18 protein-coding genes are annotated in these 17,309 nt (G+C 45.0%); 15 read left to right on the forward strand and 3 right to left on the reverse strand.

Features of this window, described 5'->3' with window-relative positions; genetic code table 11:
• Window positions 1–188: 188 nt before the first annotated feature.
• Window positions 189–914 carry an osmolarity response regulator transcription factor OmpR gene (ompR, locus tag H8B19_RS08210; RefSeq protein WP_186506318.1) on the forward strand — a complete coding sequence of 242 codons (726 nt, stop codon included), beginning with the start codon at window positions 189–191 and terminating at the stop codon, window positions 912–914.
• Window positions 914–2,230, forward strand: a complete 1,317-nt coding sequence (gene envZ / locus H8B19_RS08215) for a two-component system sensor histidine kinase EnvZ (RefSeq protein WP_186506319.1) — start codon at window positions 914–916, stop codon at window positions 2,228–2,230. The genes ompR and envZ overlap by 1 nt, the downstream gene beginning before the upstream one ends.
• Here the strand turns inward: envZ and H8B19_RS08220 are convergent.
• From H8B19_RS08220 to hslR, 3 genes are all read right to left on the reverse strand, one after another.
• Entirely contained in the window at window positions 2,227–3,789 is a 1,563-nt protein-coding gene (locus H8B19_RS08220; RefSeq protein ID WP_186506320.1) for a phosphoenolpyruvate carboxykinase, read from the reverse strand. The genes envZ and H8B19_RS08220 overlap by 4 nt on opposite strands.
• A 236-nt stretch (window positions 3,790–4,025) precedes the next feature.
• Window positions 4,026–4,904 (reverse strand): Hsp33 family molecular chaperone HslO, encoded by an 879-nt coding sequence (gene hslO / locus H8B19_RS08225; protein ID WP_186506422.1) that lies wholly within the window; start codon window positions 4,902–4,904, stop codon window positions 4,026–4,028.
• 21 nt (window positions 4,905–4,925) lie between these two features.
• Window positions 4,926–5,348: a ribosome-associated heat shock protein Hsp15 gene (hslR, locus tag H8B19_RS08230; RefSeq protein WP_186506321.1), complete on the reverse strand. Its 423-nt coding sequence runs from the start codon at window positions 5,346–5,348 to the stop codon at window positions 4,926–4,928.
• A gap of 109 nt (window positions 5,349–5,457) precedes the next feature.
• Between hslR and gspC the strand changes: the two genes are divergently transcribed.
• From gspC to H8B19_RS08295, 13 genes are read left to right on the forward strand one after another with little or no spacing between them, the layout of a single operon-like run.
• Window positions 5,458–6,387 carry a type II secretion system protein GspC gene (gspC, locus tag H8B19_RS08235; protein WP_186506322.1) on the forward strand — a complete coding sequence of 310 codons (930 nt, stop codon included), beginning with the start codon at window positions 5,458–5,460 and terminating at the stop codon, window positions 6,385–6,387.
• A gap of 30 nt (window positions 6,388–6,417) precedes the next feature.
• Complete coding sequence (gspD, locus tag H8B19_RS08240; RefSeq protein WP_186506323.1) at window positions 6,418–8,481, forward strand: type II secretion system secretin GspD; 2,064 nt, start codon at window positions 6,418–6,420, stop codon at window positions 8,479–8,481.
• The gene (gene gspE / locus H8B19_RS08245; RefSeq protein WP_186506324.1) at window positions 8,481–10,007 is read left to right on the forward strand and encodes a type II secretion system ATPase GspE; all 1,527 of its coding nucleotides are present in this window, start codon (window positions 8,481–8,483) and stop codon (window positions 10,005–10,007) included. Before gspD ends, gspE begins: the two co-directional genes overlap by 1 nt.
• Window positions 10,007–11,221 carry a type II secretion system inner membrane protein GspF gene (gene gspF / locus H8B19_RS08250; RefSeq protein WP_186506325.1) on the forward strand — a complete coding sequence of 405 codons (1,215 nt, stop codon included), beginning with the start codon at window positions 10,007–10,009 and terminating at the stop codon, window positions 11,219–11,221. The genes gspE and gspF overlap by 1 nt, the downstream gene beginning before the upstream one ends.
• Before the next feature lie 14 nt (window positions 11,222–11,235).
• Complete coding sequence (gene gspG / locus H8B19_RS08255) at window positions 11,236–11,661, forward strand: type II secretion system major pseudopilin GspG (protein WP_186506326.1); 426 nt, start codon at window positions 11,236–11,238, stop codon at window positions 11,659–11,661.
• Window positions 11,662–11,675: 14 nt separating this feature from the next.
• A complete protein-coding gene (gspH, locus tag H8B19_RS08260; protein WP_186506327.1) occupies window positions 11,676–12,281 on the forward strand; it encodes a type II secretion system minor pseudopilin GspH in 606 nt (201 codons plus the stop codon).
• Window positions 12,278–12,646, forward strand: a complete 369-nt coding sequence (gspI, locus tag H8B19_RS08265; protein ID WP_241737537.1) for a type II secretion system minor pseudopilin GspI — start codon at window positions 12,278–12,280, stop codon at window positions 12,644–12,646. The genes gspH and gspI overlap by 4 nt, the downstream gene beginning before the upstream one ends.
• The gene (gspJ, locus tag H8B19_RS08270) at window positions 12,646–13,245 is read left to right on the forward strand and encodes a type II secretion system minor pseudopilin GspJ (protein WP_186506328.1); all 600 of its coding nucleotides are present in this window, start codon (window positions 12,646–12,648) and stop codon (window positions 13,243–13,245) included. Before gspI ends, gspJ begins: the two co-directional genes overlap by 1 nt.
• Window position 13,246: 1 nt before the next feature.
• Window positions 13,247–14,236: a type II secretion system minor pseudopilin GspK gene (gspK, locus tag H8B19_RS08275; RefSeq protein ID WP_186506329.1), complete on the forward strand. Its 990-nt coding sequence runs from the start codon at window positions 13,247–13,249 to the stop codon at window positions 14,234–14,236.
• Window positions 14,233–15,432: a type II secretion system protein GspL gene (gspL, locus tag H8B19_RS08280; RefSeq protein ID WP_186506330.1), complete on the forward strand. Its 1,200-nt coding sequence runs from the start codon at window positions 14,233–14,235 to the stop codon at window positions 15,430–15,432. The genes gspK and gspL overlap by 4 nt, the downstream gene beginning before the upstream one ends.
• A 2-nt stretch (window positions 15,433–15,434) precedes the next feature.
• Entirely contained in the window at window positions 15,435–15,914 is a 480-nt protein-coding gene (gene gspM / locus H8B19_RS08285; RefSeq protein WP_186506331.1) for a type II secretion system protein GspM, read from the forward strand.
• Window positions 15,911–16,654: a type II secretion system protein N gene (locus H8B19_RS08290; RefSeq protein WP_186506332.1), complete on the forward strand. Its 744-nt coding sequence runs from the start codon at window positions 15,911–15,913 to the stop codon at window positions 16,652–16,654. The genes gspM and H8B19_RS08290 overlap by 4 nt, the downstream gene beginning before the upstream one ends.
• 14 nt (window positions 16,655–16,668) lie before the next feature.
• Window positions 16,669–17,295 carry a thiol:disulfide interchange protein DsbA/DsbL gene (locus H8B19_RS08295; protein ID WP_186506333.1) on the forward strand — a complete coding sequence of 209 codons (627 nt, stop codon included), beginning with the start codon at window positions 16,669–16,671 and terminating at the stop codon, window positions 17,293–17,295.
• Window positions 17,296–17,309 lie beyond the last annotated feature (14 nt).

Consider the following 17,309-nt stretch of genomic DNA (forward strand, 5'->3'; position numbering starts at 1 on the left):
AAGCTGTTATTCAATACCCGGATATTTTGCCATATATCCACCCGTGGTGTGCTAAATCTCTGCATCAGACAAACTTTGTAACAATCAACAGCGCTTTAAAAAATGTTGCTGCTTTTGAATTGCAATCGCTTGTTTTATAGTGAGAACATTGGCTAAGCGTAAATAAAACAATGGCATAGGAAATAATTATGGGGCAGGAAACAACAAAAATTCTGGTTGTTGATGACGATATGCGCCTGCGCAGCCTGTTGGAACGTTATCTGGTAGAACAAGGCTTTCAAGTGCGTGCCGCCGCTAATTCAGAGCAAATGGACCGCATGCTGGAGCGTGAAAACTTTCACCTGATGGTGCTGGACTTAATGTTACCCGGAGAGGATGGGCTATCTATCTGCCGTCGTCTGCGCCAAAAAGAACATGCCATTCCAATTGTAATGCTAACCGCCAAAGGTGACGAAGTGGATCGTATTATCGGTCTGGAAATGGGTGCAGATGATTATTTACCCAAACCCTTTAATCCGCGGGAATTACTGGCACGCATTAAAGCGGTATTACGCCGTAAAGTGAATGAGGCGCCCGGCGCCCCTTCGATGGAAGAGCAGATTATTGAGTTTGGACATTACAAACTGAATCTGGCCACCCGCGAGATGAGTAAAAATGGTGAACCCATGGTTTTAACCAGCGGTGAATTTGCGGTGCTTAAATCACTGGTCACCCATCCTCGTGAACCCTTGTCGCGCGACAAATTGATGAATTTAGCGCGTGGGCGCGATTACAGTGCGCTGGAACGCAGTATCGATGTGCAGGTATCACGTTTACGTCGCATGCTGGAAGTGGATCCAGCCAATCCCCGTTATATTCAAACCGTTTGGGGATTGGGTTACGTTTTTGTCCCAGATGGTGAATCAGCCGCCTGATGCATATTCTGCCAAGAAGTGCCTTTGGCCAGACAGTCTTGCTGATTGGCATGCTGTTGCTAATTAATCAGGTCGTTTCCTATATTTCGGTCACTTATTATTTTATTCATCCCAGCTACCAGCAAATTAACAGTTTGCTGGCTAAACAGGTGAATCTGGTTTACCTCAACCCTCAACAATTACGCAGTATCGATGGCCGTAACCGGCTATTTCGTGCCACCGGTATCAAAGTATTTGATCAACGCCAGGCTGAATTAAACGGTATTGGAGACTCAATTTATTACAGGGTTTTGTCCAATGAAATGAGTCGGCTGCTTGGCGGTGAAGCTGAAGTCAGGGTGGCTTCTGGTGACCCTTATGTGTTCTGGATCCGTGGCCCACAAAATCCCTATATCTGGATTATGGTGCCCATGATTGGGGTACGTAATTTTGATATCTCGCCTTTAACCATTTATTTGATGGTGATCGGCATACTCAGTGTAGCGGGTGGCTGGATATTTGTGCGGCGGTTAAATCGCCCATTAAGAGCTTTGCAACAGGCTGCATTAGATGTGGGACGTGGCACTTTCCCCCAGCCTTTAAAAGAAGAAGGCTCCAGTGAAATTCGCTCTGTTACCCGTGCTTTTAATCAAATGTCCAAGGGGATAAAACAGCTTGAAGACGACAGAGCATTATTAACCGCCGGCATCTCCCATGATTTACGCACTCCACTAACCAGGATCAGGTTATCCACCGAAATGCTGCCCGATGACCAGCAGTGGATCCGTGACGGTATTAATAGCGATATTGAAGACATGAACGAAATTATCGATCAGTTCATTAATTACGTGCGTCAGGATCAACAGGAAAAAGTTGAGACAGCCAATATTAATAAGTTACTGGAAGATGTGGTCAAATCGCGCGATCGTGAGGATGATCACCATATTGAACTGAATCTGGAAGAAGTGCCCGATGTGCAGGTACGCAAGGTTGCGATAAAACGGGTTATCGACAATTTACTGGAAAACGCCTTCCGTTACGGTAGCAACAAGGTACAAATCCACTCCGGTTTTAATAAAAAGCGACGTGAAGTATTTTTTATATTGCGGGATTTTGGACCAGGCATTGAAGAAAACCTGATAGACAATTTATTCCAGCCTTTTACTCAGGGTGATAAAGCCCGTGGTAGCCTGGGTTCTGGATTAGGTCTGGCAATAATTAAGCGTATTGTTGATATGCACAGTGGTGAGATAACGTTAAGCAATCACGAAGAAGGTGGCTTACAGGCACAAGTCTCATTACCCGTAAGCCAGTCCTTTTTTAAACCTTCGCGTTAAACCGCTTCTTTTAAAGTGTTTGCGCGTGGTCCGGCTGCGCGTATCGCCTCACTTACATCATATTTTGCAAAGTTCTGCTGAAACTCTGTCGCCAGATGCTCTGCATATTCATCATAACGCGCCGGATCGGCCCAGGTATTACGTGGATTGAGTAACTGACTGTCCATCCCCGGCACACTTAATGGCACCTCCAGATTTAGTTTTTCAATATGCATGGTTGGCACATCGGCTAACTTATCCTGAACAATGGCGTCGATCACGGCACGGGTAACCGGGATCTCAAAACGGCGACCTTCACCATAAGGGCCGCCGGTCCAACCGGTATTAACCAGATAAACCTTTGCACCAAACTCACGTATGCGTTTTTTCAGTAATTCGGCATACACTGCCGCGGGTCTTGGGAAAAAAGGTGCCCCAAAGCAGGTGGAGAAAGTCGATTCAATAGCTGCACTGGAACCCATTTCAGTAGAGCCGACTTTGGCGGTGTAACCTGACAGAAAGTGATAAGCCGCCGCTTGTTCTGATAACACAGAAACAGGTGGTAACACCCCACTCACATCACAGGTTAAAAACACGATCGCTCTTGGCTCGCCCGCACGATTGGCTACCTCGCGTTTAGCGATATGATCAAGCGGATAAGCTGCACGACTGTTTTGAGTCAGGCTATCATCAAAATAATCTGGTTGTGCATTGGCATCTAAAACCACATTTTCCAGTACCGTACCAAATTTAATTGCATCCCAGATTACCGGCTCATTTTTCTGCGACAGGTCGATGCACTTGGCATAACACCCCCCTTCAATATTAAATACGGCACCCGTGCCCCAGCCATGCTCATCGTCACCAATCAGGTAACGACTTGGATCGGCAGATAACGTTGTTTTACCTGTACCAGATAGCCCAAAGAACAGAGTAACGTCCCCTTCTTCACCCACATTGGCGGAACAGTGCATAGGCAATACATCAAATTGTGGTAACAGGAAGTTCTGTACCGAAAACATTGCCTTTTTCATTTCGCCTGCGTAATTCATACCAGCTAGCAAGACTTTGCGTTGGGCAAAGTTAATAATGACCGCACCATCACTGTTTGTGCCATCACGTTCAGGTACACACATAAAACTGGGCACGTTCATGACTTGCCATACAGGTTTGTCTGCAGGATTCCACTGTTCAGGTTGTATAAACAAGTTTTGAGCAAACAACTGATGCCAGGCTCGCTCAGTTGAAACCTGAATAGGCAGATAGTGATTTGGATCTTGTCCCACATGGCAGTGCGACATAAAGTGACTTTTACTGTTTAAGTAACTTTCCACTTTTTCCCATAATGCGTCGAATTTGACCGGGCTGAAAGCACGATTTACCTCCCCCCAGTCGATATCATTTTCGGTTTGTGCTTCTTTAACAATAAATCTATCTTTAGGAGAACGGCCGGTACGGGCTCCTGTTTGGGTTACCAAAGCCCCGTTAGCTGCTAACTTCCCCTCGTTTCGACGTATTGCGTGTTCAATTAATTCAGCTGAATTTAAATCAGTGTACAGTATTTGCGGGTCACAGTTCATAGGGCGCACTCTTTATTTATGAAAACTTACAAAACGACTTACCAAATATCGTTTACCCATCCATCATATAGCAGACAAGCACTGAATAAAAAGCACACAAATCAAAAAAGTACTAAATGAATAAAACTTTCATTTTTATTGATCCAAAAATTACATAAACAACAATTCAGAGCAGAATTAGTGAGGAATGTAGGAAGTTAAGAACAGGCAAAACTGCCTGCTCTTAAAAAGAGAAATTACTGAGGCTGACCTGGCTCCTGATACTGACCACTATGAATCGCTTCAATATCAACTGCATCAAATTCATAACGTGCATTACAATACTGACAATTCATCACAACTGCCCCCTGGGTTGCAACAATATCCAGCAGTTCACTTTTATCAACACTGGTTAAAGCATTGGCGCTTCGCTGTTTGCTACAACCGCAGTTATATTCAACATCCTGTGCTGGATACAGTTCAACATCTTCCTGATGGTACAAACGATAAAGCACATCTTCTGCAGACAACTCCGCCAGTTCCTGCGCACTGATGGTGTCAGTCAACTGTGATAAATGTTCAAACTGAAGCAACTGCTGGTCTTTATCACTGGCAGGCAAAGCCTGTAACAACATACCACCGGCAAATACAGAGTTTTGGGTAATTTGGGTATGTAGTACCACTTTGGTAGGTAACTGCTCTGATTGCTGGAAATAGGCTTCCAGACATTCAGCCAGCGTAGATTTATCCAGTGCCACTATGCCCTGATAACGCTCTCCCTGCTTAGGAGTAATGGTGATCACTAAAATACCGTTGGCAAACAGCTTATCAAAAGCAGTTTCGGTAATCTCACCATCCCAGCGCGCAATACCCCTTACTTTTTGTTTTTCAGTGCCATTTACCACCACATATTTAATCTGACCTTCACTTTGCAACTGCACAGCAATATCGCCTTCAAATTTTAATGTGGCCGTCATTAATGTGGTAGCAGCAACAAGCTCTCCTAACAGTTGTTTAATTATCTGCGGATAATCATGATCTTTGATCATCTCGTCAAAGCTTTGCTGTAACTGCACAAGTTCGCCGCGTACATCGGCATCACGGAACAAATATCGGTGTAACTGATCCATCGCTATATGAAATCTCTTAATTAAAAATTACTGGTGTTTGGCGCGAATAAGTTCTCGCCGTTGTTTTTTATCGGGTTTACTATCCGGCCGCGGGCTGTATAACGCATTCACTTTGCGTGCCTCAGCGTTGAATTGCCGTTTTTTAATGCTTTGCTCGGTTTCAGTGTATAACTCGGCTGCCATAGTCGCGTTACCACGTTTATCTGCCAGTTTAGTGACAATCACCTGCTTATCATCTGTTCCCTGACGAATTGTCAGTAAAGCACCTATTTCGACGGTTTTTCCCGGTTTACTACGCTGACCGTTGTACTGCACTTTTCCGCCTTCTATCATTTCACGCGCTAGTGAACGATTTTTATAAAAACGTGCAGCCCAAAGCCATTTATCCAGTCTAACTGGTACTGACTGCTCACTTTTTGACTTATTTTCAGTGACTTTTGGCCGATTCAACGGTCAAACCTCCTCAAACGGTAACAATTTGCACATATTATTTTGCTGGCGGTTGTGACAAGCTGTCGAGAAATTATATCATGGAGCCAACTAACAACATTAATCCATCATGATAAAAACGAATTATAACCTTAAGCAACTGAGCGACCAACTAACACGCCTGGAGCCCTATGCTCCCAGAGTGCTGGTGGTGCTGTTAGCTATTTATTTGCTCAATTACGCAGCCATGATGACCTGGAAGCTGATACCAGCACCGCAACAAAATGATGCGATTGCGCTCAATACACCTGTTAGCAACTCATCCAGCAAAGGTGTGGCTGTCAATATCAGCAAAATCAAAGCACTGGATTTATTTGGTAAAACCTCAACACAAACGACAAGCAAACCAATCGTTACAACCACTGATGCGCCTGAAACGAAATTAAAATTAACTTTAACCGGTGTAGTAGCCAGTACTGCAGAAACAGCGGGCGCCGCCATTGTTGAAAGTCGCGGCCAGCAAAATACCTACGGCATTGGCGATAAGATTGATGGTACCAGTGCCACAGTCAGTGAAGTATATGCAGATCGAATTACTATCCAAAATGGCGGTCGAATGGAGACCCTGATGCTTGATGGCATTGATTACAATAAACAGCCAACCTTATTAGTTGGTGCTAATGACCAACCTGAGATGCTCGAAAACGAACAGGATCAGGATTCCATTCAGCACCGGACATTAACGCCACGTGTGCGTGATTTAAGACAAGAAATCGCCGAGAGACCAGCCACGTTTAGTGAATACATCAGTATTACACCAGCGATCAATAACGGCGGTCCTATTGGTTACCGTGTTAACCCGGGGAAATCTCCTGAGCTGTTCAATGAAGCCGGATTAAAAAGTAACGATATTATTACCGAACTTAATGGACTGGATCTGACCGATCCACAACAGGCGATGGAAGCCTTATCGAGTTTAAACGAAGCAGATTCCCTGCAAATTACCGTTAACCGTGACGGTGAACTTCTGACTTTGTATCTGGATTTGCCCAGTTCATAACGCGATGTCAAAGAGATTAAAGGACAAATTATGAGGCTAACCAGCCAATCCCTGATGAAGGGACTTGTATCACTTGTTTTTTCAGCCACCCTGACGGCCAGTACCCTGGTATCGGCGGCGGAATATTCGCCTAATTTTAAAGGCACAGATATCAGTGAATTTATCAACATAGTGGGCAAAAACCTAAAACGCACCATTATTGTCGACCCTAACGTGCGCGGAAAAATAACTGTACGTAGTTACGACTTAATGAATGAAGAACAGTACTACCAGTTCTTTATGAATGTGCTTCAGGTATATGGATTCGCCGCGGTTGAAATGCCAAACGGTATTATCAAAATTGTGCGTGATAAAAGTGCCAAAACCGCAGCTTTGCCTGTGGTTGAAGATGATCAGTACAACGGCGACGAAATGATCACCCGAGTCGTGCCGGTTTATAACGTCAACGTACGTGAACTATCGCCTTTGTTACGTCAGCTAAATGATCAGGCCGGTGGCGGTAACGTGGTTAACTACGATCCATCTAATGTGATGATCATGACAGGCCGTGCTTCAGTGATTAACCAACTGGTTAAAATTATCGAACGTGTAGACAAGGCTGGCGATCAGGAAGTTGATATTGTTAAGTTAAAATACGCTTCCGCAACTGAATTAGTGCGTATTGTTGAAGATATCAATAAAGAACAGGGTGGCAAAAATACTAACTCTCCCCTGACCCCTAAATTAGTCGCCGATGAACGCACAAACAGTGTCATTATTAGTGGTGATATTAAAGCCCGTCAACGTCTGGAAAATCTGGTAAAACGTCTGGATTTAGAACTGGAAACCAGCGGTAATACCCGGGTTATTTTCCTTAAATATGCCAAAGCCGAAGATCTGGTAGAGGTTTTAAACGGCGTAAGCGCAGGTATTCAGGCTGAAGAAAAAGGCGGTCAGAAAACAACAACCCAGCGCCGCACCGGTCAAAATGCCGTGAGCATTGAAGCGCATGAAGATTCCAATAGTCTGGTGATTACTGCCCAACCGGATATGTTACGTAACCTTGAAGAGGTTATCCGCCAGTTAGACGTACGCCGGGCACAAGTTCAGGTTGAAGCAATTATTGTTGAAGTATTTGACGGTGACGGCACCAGTTTAGGTGTTCAGTGGGCGCATAAAGACGGCGCAATGCAGCAGTTTACCAATAGCGGCGTACCAATCAGCGCCATGGCTGCTGCGGCTTATCAGGCACGCGATGTAACCACCACTGATTATATTGTCGGGTCAGAATCAGGCAACGCGACCCCCATCACCAAAACTACACCCGGTGATAAGTCTTTGTTAGCGCAAGCATTAGGTAGTGTAAATGGAACCCTGTTTGGCATTATCAAAAATGACTGGGGTGCAGTGGTTCAGGCAGTAAGTACCGATACTAATTCGAATATTCTGGCTACACCGCATATAACCACCATGGATAATGAAGAAGCCTTCTTTATTGTGGGGGAAGAGGTGCCAGTAATTACCGGCCAGACCACGGGTTCAAATAATACCAACCCATTCCAGACGGTGGACCGTAAAGAAGTCGGTATTAAATTAAAGGTCACCCCGCAAATTAACGAAGGTAACGCGGTTCAGTTATTAATTGAGCAGGAAGTATCCAGCGTAAGCGGTGCCACTGCTGTGGATATTTCCATTAATAAACGTGAAATTAAAACCTCAGTCATTGTGGATGATGGCGGCACTGTGGTTTTGGGTGGTTTAATTGATGAAGACGTGCAGGAAAGTGTATCCAAAGTGCCATTATTAGGTGATATTCCGATAATTGGTAATTTGTTTAAATCGTCAGCGTCCAGCAAACGTAAACGTAATTTAATGGTATTTATCCGACCCACCATCGTACGTGATGGTGTAACCATGGACAAAATCAGTAATAAAAAATACAACTATATTCGTGCAGAGCAATTAATTCAGCGTGCAGATGGTGTGAATCTGATGCCTCGTACCGAGACGCCGGTACTGCCGGAATGGGATGACAGAATGGCGCTTCCTCCGAGCTATAACGAATATATTAAACAAAAAGCCGACGATAAAAAAACGCAGCAAAAGGATAACTAATGCAGGAGCTTGAGCAACACATTGATGCTGAAGCGCTGCCTCAGGAGCAGGAAGCTGAACACAAACAAGTGAGTTTCAGCTTTGCCAAGCGTCATAAAGTACTGTTGGATACTGGTAGTGAACCAGCCTTACTGTATCACACCGGCGAAACAGAATTTGACGTATTTGCCGAAGTGCGTCGCTTTTATGGTGCCGCATTTCAGCTTAAAGAAATTCCCTCAGATGAATTTGAAAGCCTGTTAACCAAAGCATTCCAGCGTGATTCTTCTCAAGCCAAGCAGTTGATGGAAGATATCGGTAATGAAAGTGATTTATTCACGCTGGCCGAAGAACTGCCCGAAGCAGAAGATCTGCTGGACAGTGAAGATGATGCACCTATTATCAAGTTGATCAACGCCATGTTAGGTGAAGCGATCAAGGAAGGCGCCTCTGATATTCACGTTGAAACCTTTGAGAAGCAACTTACCGTGCGTTTCAGGGTGGACGGCGTTTTACGCGAAATACTGCGTCCCAACCGCAAAATGGCCTCGATGCTGGTATCGCGTATCAAAGTAATGGCCAAACTGGACATCGCTGAAAAGCGTGTGCCACAGGATGGACGTATCACTTTACGTATCGCGGGCCGAGCGGTGGATGTACGGGTAAGTACTATGCCGTCCAGCCATGGTGAGCGCGTGGTTTTACGTTTGCTGGATAAGAACAATGCGCGCCTGAATTTAAGTGATTTGGGCATGACAGCGGAAAATCGTCAGCATTTTTCATCATTAATCCGCAAACCACACGGTATCATTCTGGTTACCGGCCCTACCGGCTCAGGTAAAAGTACCACCTTGTATGCCGGATTAAGCGAGATCAATTCCAAAGATCGCAATATCCTGACCGTTGAAGATCCGATTGAATTTGATCTTGAAGGTATAGGCCAGACTCAGGTTAACCCAAGAGTGGATATGACATTCGCCCGTGGATTACGCGCCATTTTGCGTCAGGATCCGGATGTGGTGATGATTGGAGAGATACGCGACCTCGAAACCGCACAAATTGGCGTGCAAGCCAGTTTAACCGGTCACCTGGTTTTATCCACGCTGCACACCAATACAGCAGCAGGTGCCATTACCCGACTTGAAGATATGGGCATCGAACCTTTTTTATTATCCTCAAGTTTATTAGCGGTTTTGTCACAACGACTGGTGAGAACCCTGTGTCCGGATTGTAAGGAAGCGCGACCGGCATCAGAACAGGAGCGTCAGTTATTGGGTGTATCTGCCACAGAAACTAATCTTGAAATTTATCATCCCAAAGGTTGTGCCGCTTGTAATCAAACAGGTTATCGTGGAAGAACAGGCATTCACGAATTATTGCTCGTGGATGAAACCATTCGTGATCTGGTGCACAACGGCCATGGTGAACAAGCGATTGAGCGTTATATCCGCCAGGATACCCCAAGTATTCGTGAAGATGGTTGTCGTAAAGTGCTGGAAGGCAAAACCTCTCTCGAAGAAGTATTGCGCGTTACCCGGGAAGAATAATGCCTGCATTTTCCTATAAGGCCATGGACAAAACAGGCCGTAATAAAAATGGTGTTGTGGAAGCGGATAACGCACGACAGGTGCGTCAGCAACTACGTGAAAAACAGCTTATTCCGTTAGAGGTCGAAGCGGTTGTGGAAAAGGCCAGCAAAAGTACCGGTGGCATTACTTTGTTCAAGCAAGGTATCTCAGCCACCGATTTAGCCTTGCTCACGCGTCAAATGTCGACTTTGATAGAAGCGTCATTACCTATTGAAGAAGCCTTGCAGGCAGTGGCAGAACAAAGTGAAAAACCTCGACATAAAAATATGATGATGGCGGTGCGAGCCAAAGTCATAGAAGGCCATTCATTAGCCGATGCCATGGCCGAATTTCCGCATGTTTTTGACCAGCTTTATCGGGCGATGGTCGCTGCGGGCGAAAAATCCGGTCACCTGGACACTGTGTTATTAAAGCTGGCCGACTACACCGAAAATCGTCAGCAAATCCGCAGCAAAGTCACACAAGCTTTGATTTACCCGGCATTAATGATGACGGTAGCAATTGGCATAGTAACCTTGTTATTGACCTACGTTGTGCCACAAATTGTCGGACAGTTTGATAATCTGGGACAAGAGCTTCCCAATATTACCAAAATCCTGATCGCCATCAGCGAATGGGTGCAGGATTATTTAATCTACGCAGTAATACTAATTGTTATTGGGCTATTCACTTTAAATCGCCTGCTGCAGCAGCCTTTATTTAAAAAACGATTCCATCGTTCATTATTAAAAGTTCCCGTACTGGGTAAGGTAACCAAAGGCTTAAATACCGCGCGTTACGCCAGTACCTTAAGTATTTTAACTTCCAGCGCGGTTCCTTTACTCGAAGGTATGCGTATCGCCAGTGGCGTCCTGCAAAATGTCTATATCCGGGATTTACTGGATGATGCATCGGTCAAAGTAAAAGAAGGCGCCAGTTTACGTGGCTCACTGGAGCAAACCCGTATTTTCCCACCCATGATGATGCATATGATTGCATCAGGGGAGCGCAGTGGTGAATTGCAATCCATGTTAGCCAGAGCGGCACAGAATCAGGACAGAGAATTTGAAGCACAGGTGGGCATCGCGCTAAGCATTATGGGCCCGGTGCTTATCCTGTCGATGGCAGCGATCGTCTTTTTTATCGTTATTGCCATTTTGTTACCCATTATTTCAATGAATTCATTAATTTAACGAGGCAATACCCTATGAAACAATCAGGATTCAGCTTACTGGAAATTATGGTGGTGATTTTAATCATCGGCCTGTTAACCGCTATTGTCGCACCCAACATTTTGGGCAATCAGGAAACCGCGCAACTGAAAAAAGCCGCAGTAGATATCCGCCAGCTGGAAAACGCACTGGAAATGTATAAATTACGTAACAGTACCTTTCCAACCAGCGAACAGGGTCTGGAAGCATTAGTCAGCCTTCCAACCATTGAACCGATCCCACGCAACTATCCGCAGGACGGTTTTATTAAAAGTCTGCCCAAAGATCCGTGGGGCAATGATTACCAACTGTTAAGCCCAGGCGAAATGGGCACCATAGATTTATACAGTAACGGTCCTGATGGTCAGCCAGGTACCGATGACGATATCGGTAACTGGAATCTGGATGAGTTCCTTAACTAAACGCTGATCCGGTTATGCTGCGTCGGCGCACCGCAGGTTTTACCCTGCTGGAAATTATGGTGGTACTTCTCATCATTGGTATTTCGGTGACAGTGGTACTGCTTAATGTCAATGGTCCCGAGCGCAAAGACCAGCTAAAACAACAGGCCGAGCGTTTTAAAGCCCTGTGCACCATGGCATCGGAATACGCTATTCTCAATCAGCGTCAGTTAGGATTGCGCGTGGAGCCGAACAGCTACTATTTTGTAGTGTTAGATGACGAACAAAAATGGCAGCTGATTGAAAACAACAAACTGTTTGCCGAACACAAATTAGCTGACGATTTCACGCTGGAACTGAATCTGGATGACTTACCCTGGCAACAGGATGATAACCTGTTTGATCAGGGTGTGTTTGATGAAACATTGTCTGTTAGTGATGATGAAACCAGCATAGGCGACGAAGAAGAAAAACCATTACCTCCGCCTCAGGTATGGCTATTTTCCAGCGGTGACATTACCCCCTTTAGTCTCACCTTTACCTTCGATCCATTAAATAATACCGAGATACCTGCCTACTTTAAGGTTGAAGCGCCGGATGCCCTGCCACTGACTATGACAGAGGCACTGGAGCGTCCATGAAGATCAAAGGCATGACCTTACTTGAAGTTATGGTGGCGCTGGCCATTTTTGCACTGGCAGGCACAGCCATAATGAAAGCAGCCAGTGAACATTTGCACAGTATCGGCGTATTAGAAGAAACCACTTATGCAACCTGGGTTGCCAATAATAAACTGGCCGAAGTACAACTTAGCAAACAATGGCCACCCAAAAACAACGATAAAGGCGAAGTGGAAATGGCCTCGCGCAAATGGCAATGGAAACAACTTGTCAGTAAGACTAGCGACGACAATATGCGCATGGTAGAAGTTGAAGTCTCTGATTCAGCGCAACCCGAACAAATCATTACCAGTGTTCAAACCTTTGTTACCCGGGTGAAAAAATAATGCGAACCCGCGGATTTACCTTGCTGGAAGTGCTAATTGCCATGGCGATTTTTGCAGTTATCGGGTTAGCATCCAACGCCATATTAACTTCGGTACTCGACAGCAATCAGCTTTCTGGTGAACGTTTCGACAAACTGGAAAAACTGCAACGTGCCATGCTGACACTAGAGCGCGATATTGAACAGGCTGTGCCCAGATCCATCCGCATTCAGGGTGAAAGCTCCGGCTGGTGTATTAAAGGAGGAAATGGTGAGTTTGAAAGTGACGCTGATGGTTTAGGCCTGGTGCACAGTGGCTGGCATAACCCTCAACTGATGTTACCCAGAAGCACACTGCAACCTGTGGCTTACCGTTTAAGAGAAGGTAAATTACAGCGGGTTTACAGTAACTATGTAGACAACGTGATCGGATATGAACCTAAAGTCCGCGATTTACTGGACAATATTGATGACTTTCAAGTACGTTTTTATACCTCCGAAGAACAACCACAGGAAACCTACACCGGCACCAAGCTGCCCAAAGCAGTTGAAATCACCATCCAAAGTCAGGACTTTGGCGAATTAACAAGATTACTGCTATTAACAGCAGGAGCGCAGTAACATGCGCATCAAGCAACAAGGCGTCGCCTTAATTATTGTACTTTTAGTGGTTGCCATCGTCACAGTTTTGGCCATGGAAATGGGTCAACGGCTACAACTTCAGGTTAGACGCTCAGCTAATATTAAAGATAATAATCAGGCTTATTGGTATGCCATGGGCGCTGAACAATATGCAATGATTGCCTTGGAAGAATTATTTAAAAGCAGCGATGGTGTTATTCATTTAAATCAGCCCTGGGCCACCACCAAGTTACAATATCCTCTGCAAAACGGGGGCATAGAAGCGCAACTAACTGATATGCAAAGCTGCTTTAATCTTAATTCGTTAGCACAGGTTTCAACCACACCCGGTAATGTCCCTTACAGTGAAAAAGACGCCTTTCTCAACATGATGAAAGCGATTGAAACAGAGCCGCTAATCCCGCAATTAAATGCCGAAACATTGGCAGATAGTCTGGTTGACTGGCTGGATGCCGATGAACAGTTAACAGGTTATTACGGCGCAGAAGACTCCGAATATGAATCGCGTGAGCATCCTTATCTGGCGGCCAATAGCCTGATGTTAAACAAATCCGAACTGAGATTGGTAAATGGTGCGGAATTGCCATGGCTCAGCAACCTGATGGATTATGTTTGTGCCGTACCGGGCGACAACCAGTTAAAAATTAATGTCAATACGGTAGATACCGAACACAGTGCAATTCTGCGAGGGCTGTTAGGACAAATTGATCCACAAACCCTGCAAAACCTGATTGCCAGTCGCCCTGATAAAGGCTGGAGCAAAATTGAAGACTTTTTTAGTCAACCAGAAATTTCTGCACTCAAGTTAAATAGCGAACGCAAAAAATGGTTCGATATCACCACCAGTTATTTTATTTTACACACTAAGACCCGTTACAATGACGCCAGCTTTTACCTGACGTCAGTATTCAAAATTGAGAACAATGGGCAGGTCAGTGTCATACGACGCGAATTTGGAGGTTTACTTTGAGTGAACAATTAGTCGTTCGTTTAGGTTCGACATTAGAGGATAAACTGCACTGGCTGGTGTGGTCTGACAGCGATCAGGAAATAATCGCTTCGGGCACCCTGGATAACGCCGGCTCGCTCAGCACGTTGCAACAACGCGCGGCTAACCGTCCAATTACGTTATTGGTACCATCGAGCGATGTGTTACTGAAAAACGTCACACTACCGTCTAAAGCCAGCCGTAAAGCATTAGCGGCGATTCCTTTTATGCTGGAGGATGAATTATCCAGTGATATCGACAACCTGTTCTTTGCCGCAGGCCCCAAACAAGGTGAGCTGCAAGCCGTTGCCATTGTTAGCCACGATAAAATTCAACAATGGCAACAAGTGGTCGCTGATGCGGGAATGCAATGCGAAAAAATGCTACCCGACGTATTGGCACTTCCTGATAACGAGAATAGCTGGTCTTTATTGTCTTTAGGTGATGATTTATTAGTAAAACAAGACAACTGGCAAGGGTTGCAAGGGGAATCCTTATGGGTACTTCCGGCCATAGAACATATGGCAAAACAGCAACCCCAACCCGTACATTTAACCCTTTACAGTGAACTGAACTTACCAGGCAATTTAGCCAATATTGAACTGGAACAGGCACCTGCCGATATGGCGATGCAAATTCTGGCCAAAGGCGCACTGCAGCATAAATTTAATTTATTACAAGGCGACTACAAGTTACGCAAACAATCTAACCAGCAATGGAAAAAATGGCGGGTCGCGGCCGTACTTGGCGCTATCGCATTAACCACCAGTTTGGTGGATAAAGGTGTAGAGGCACATCTGCTCAATCAACAACAAACAGAACTACAAGCGCAAATTACCAAAGAATATCAGCGTGGTTTCCCTAATGGAGGGCGTTACCGCAACATTAAATCCAAAATCACCGAATTAATGCAAAACCTGCAACAAGGTGGTGGTGGTGTATCCATGCTGGCGATGTTATCTCAGTTATCTGATGCCTTCGCTGTCAGCGAATTACACCCACAGGCAATGCGCTTTAACCAGAATCGTTCCGAACTGCGAATTCAGGCCGAAGCCAGGAATTTTAATGCCATTGAACAATTCAAATCCAAAGCCGAAGCAGCTGGTTTTGAAGTGCAGCAAGGCGCAATTAACAATAACGGTAGCAGTGTGGTCAGTTCACTGGTGATAAGGAGTTAACCATGAAAGCACTATTAGCCCGTTATCAGCAGCTGACCGAGCGGGAACAGCGTATTGTACTGGTCGGTTCTATCGTTTTAATTTTATTTTTGTTTTACAGCCTGATCTGGTCGCCACTTTCACAAAGTGTCGAACAAGGACGTAAAAACGTTGCCGCCCAGCAAAAGCTTTTATCCTGGGTATCAGCCAATGCAAATAAAGCCCAACAACTAAGACGCGGTAGCAACCAAAACAACCGGTTTAGTGGCTCATTACCTCAAGCGGTCAATCAGCTTGCTCAACGCTATCAAATTCCAATAGCACGCATGCAGCCTAACGGCAGTACCTTACAATTGTGGGTGGATCAGGCCGATTTCGCCCAGACAGTGGATTGGTTAAAAGCGATTGAAGATAAAGGAATTGATATTCTTGATGTTGATATTGCTGAAACGACACAATCCGGTCAGATTAAAATCCGTCGATTATTATTAGGAAAATCATGAAGCGTGTGGTGCTTACCAGCTTGCTTTGTTTGCTGGTGTATTGTGTATTTTTAGTTGCCCATTTTCCTGCACGTCAGGCATTGGGTCTGGTTGATTTACCAGCCAACTTACAGATTAATGGAGTAAGTGGCACCTTATGGCAGGGGAATATTCAACAGGTCGCCTATCAGGGCATTCCATTAGATGACATAAACTGGACATTAGATACCCTGCCACTTTTATGGGGTACAGCCAGTTTAAATCTAACGGCCGGTAATATAAGAGATGCTGACATTATCTCACTAAAATCCGCACTTAGCTTATCCAGTGATCGCATTCAGGCTGAAAATCTGCAGCTATATGTACCAGTCAATATGGTGCTTGGTCAGCTACCCATTCCATTACCGGTCAATGCCGATGGGCGCTTTAAAGTGCAAATTGCTGAACTGGATTATCAACAAGGTTGCCAGACGTTAAGTGGTAGTGGTCAGTGGTTAAATGCCAAAGTGGCCGGAACACAAGGCCCCATTGATATGGGAACCTTTAGCGCCAGACTTGCATGCCAGCAAAAAAATATAAGGATCACCGTTGATCCGAATAACCGCCTGGCATTTGACGCTAACGCATTTATCACCCCCAACGGCCAGTTCTCAATAAACGGCAAATTTAAGCCTGATGCCAGTTTACCTGCTGAAGTACATCAGGCTGCCGCGCTGTTTGGCCGCGCTAATTCAGATGGGTACTATTCAATAAACTGGTAAAAAAGGACGTAACAATGATTAAAAGAAGTCTGGTTTTATTCGCAACGTTGCTTTTCAGCGTTTTTGCTTTCGCCACAGACTTTACTGAGGGTGATTATTACCAGGTGCTTACGGGCCCGGCGACCAACAACAAAGAAGTGCGCGAGTATTTTTCATTCTACTGCCCACATTGTTATGCCAAAGAACCTTTAATGAACGCCCTTAAACAAAAGCTCGCTGCTGATGTTACCTTTACCAAAAATCATGTTACCGGTATGCCACGTCGCAATATCGAAATAGAAAATTTACTAACCAAAGCAGCCATTACTGCGGAAAAACTGGATATGGTAGATGAGGTTATCCCGGTTATCTTCAACTACATTCATCGCAGCCATGCTGATTTCAGCGAAGCCAAAGATATCCATAATCTGTTGGTGTTAGCAGGTGTAGATACCGATAAATTTGATAAAACCTTTAACAGCGATGCCGTAGAAAAACAAATGCAGCACCTCAACGATAATACCCAGATACTGCGCAAACAGGGCTATAGTTCAGTACCGACGGTTGTCATTAACGGTAAATACAAGGTTGAAACCAAAAAGGTAAAATCGGTGGGTGAATATATTGAACTGGTAAATTACCTGCTCAACAAACCAGCTTAACCTGCATTTGCTGG

This window comes from Neptunicella marina (assembly GCF_014270035.1).
Classification (GTDB): Bacteria; Pseudomonadota; Gammaproteobacteria; order Enterobacterales; family Alteromonadaceae; genus Neptunicella; species Neptunicella marina.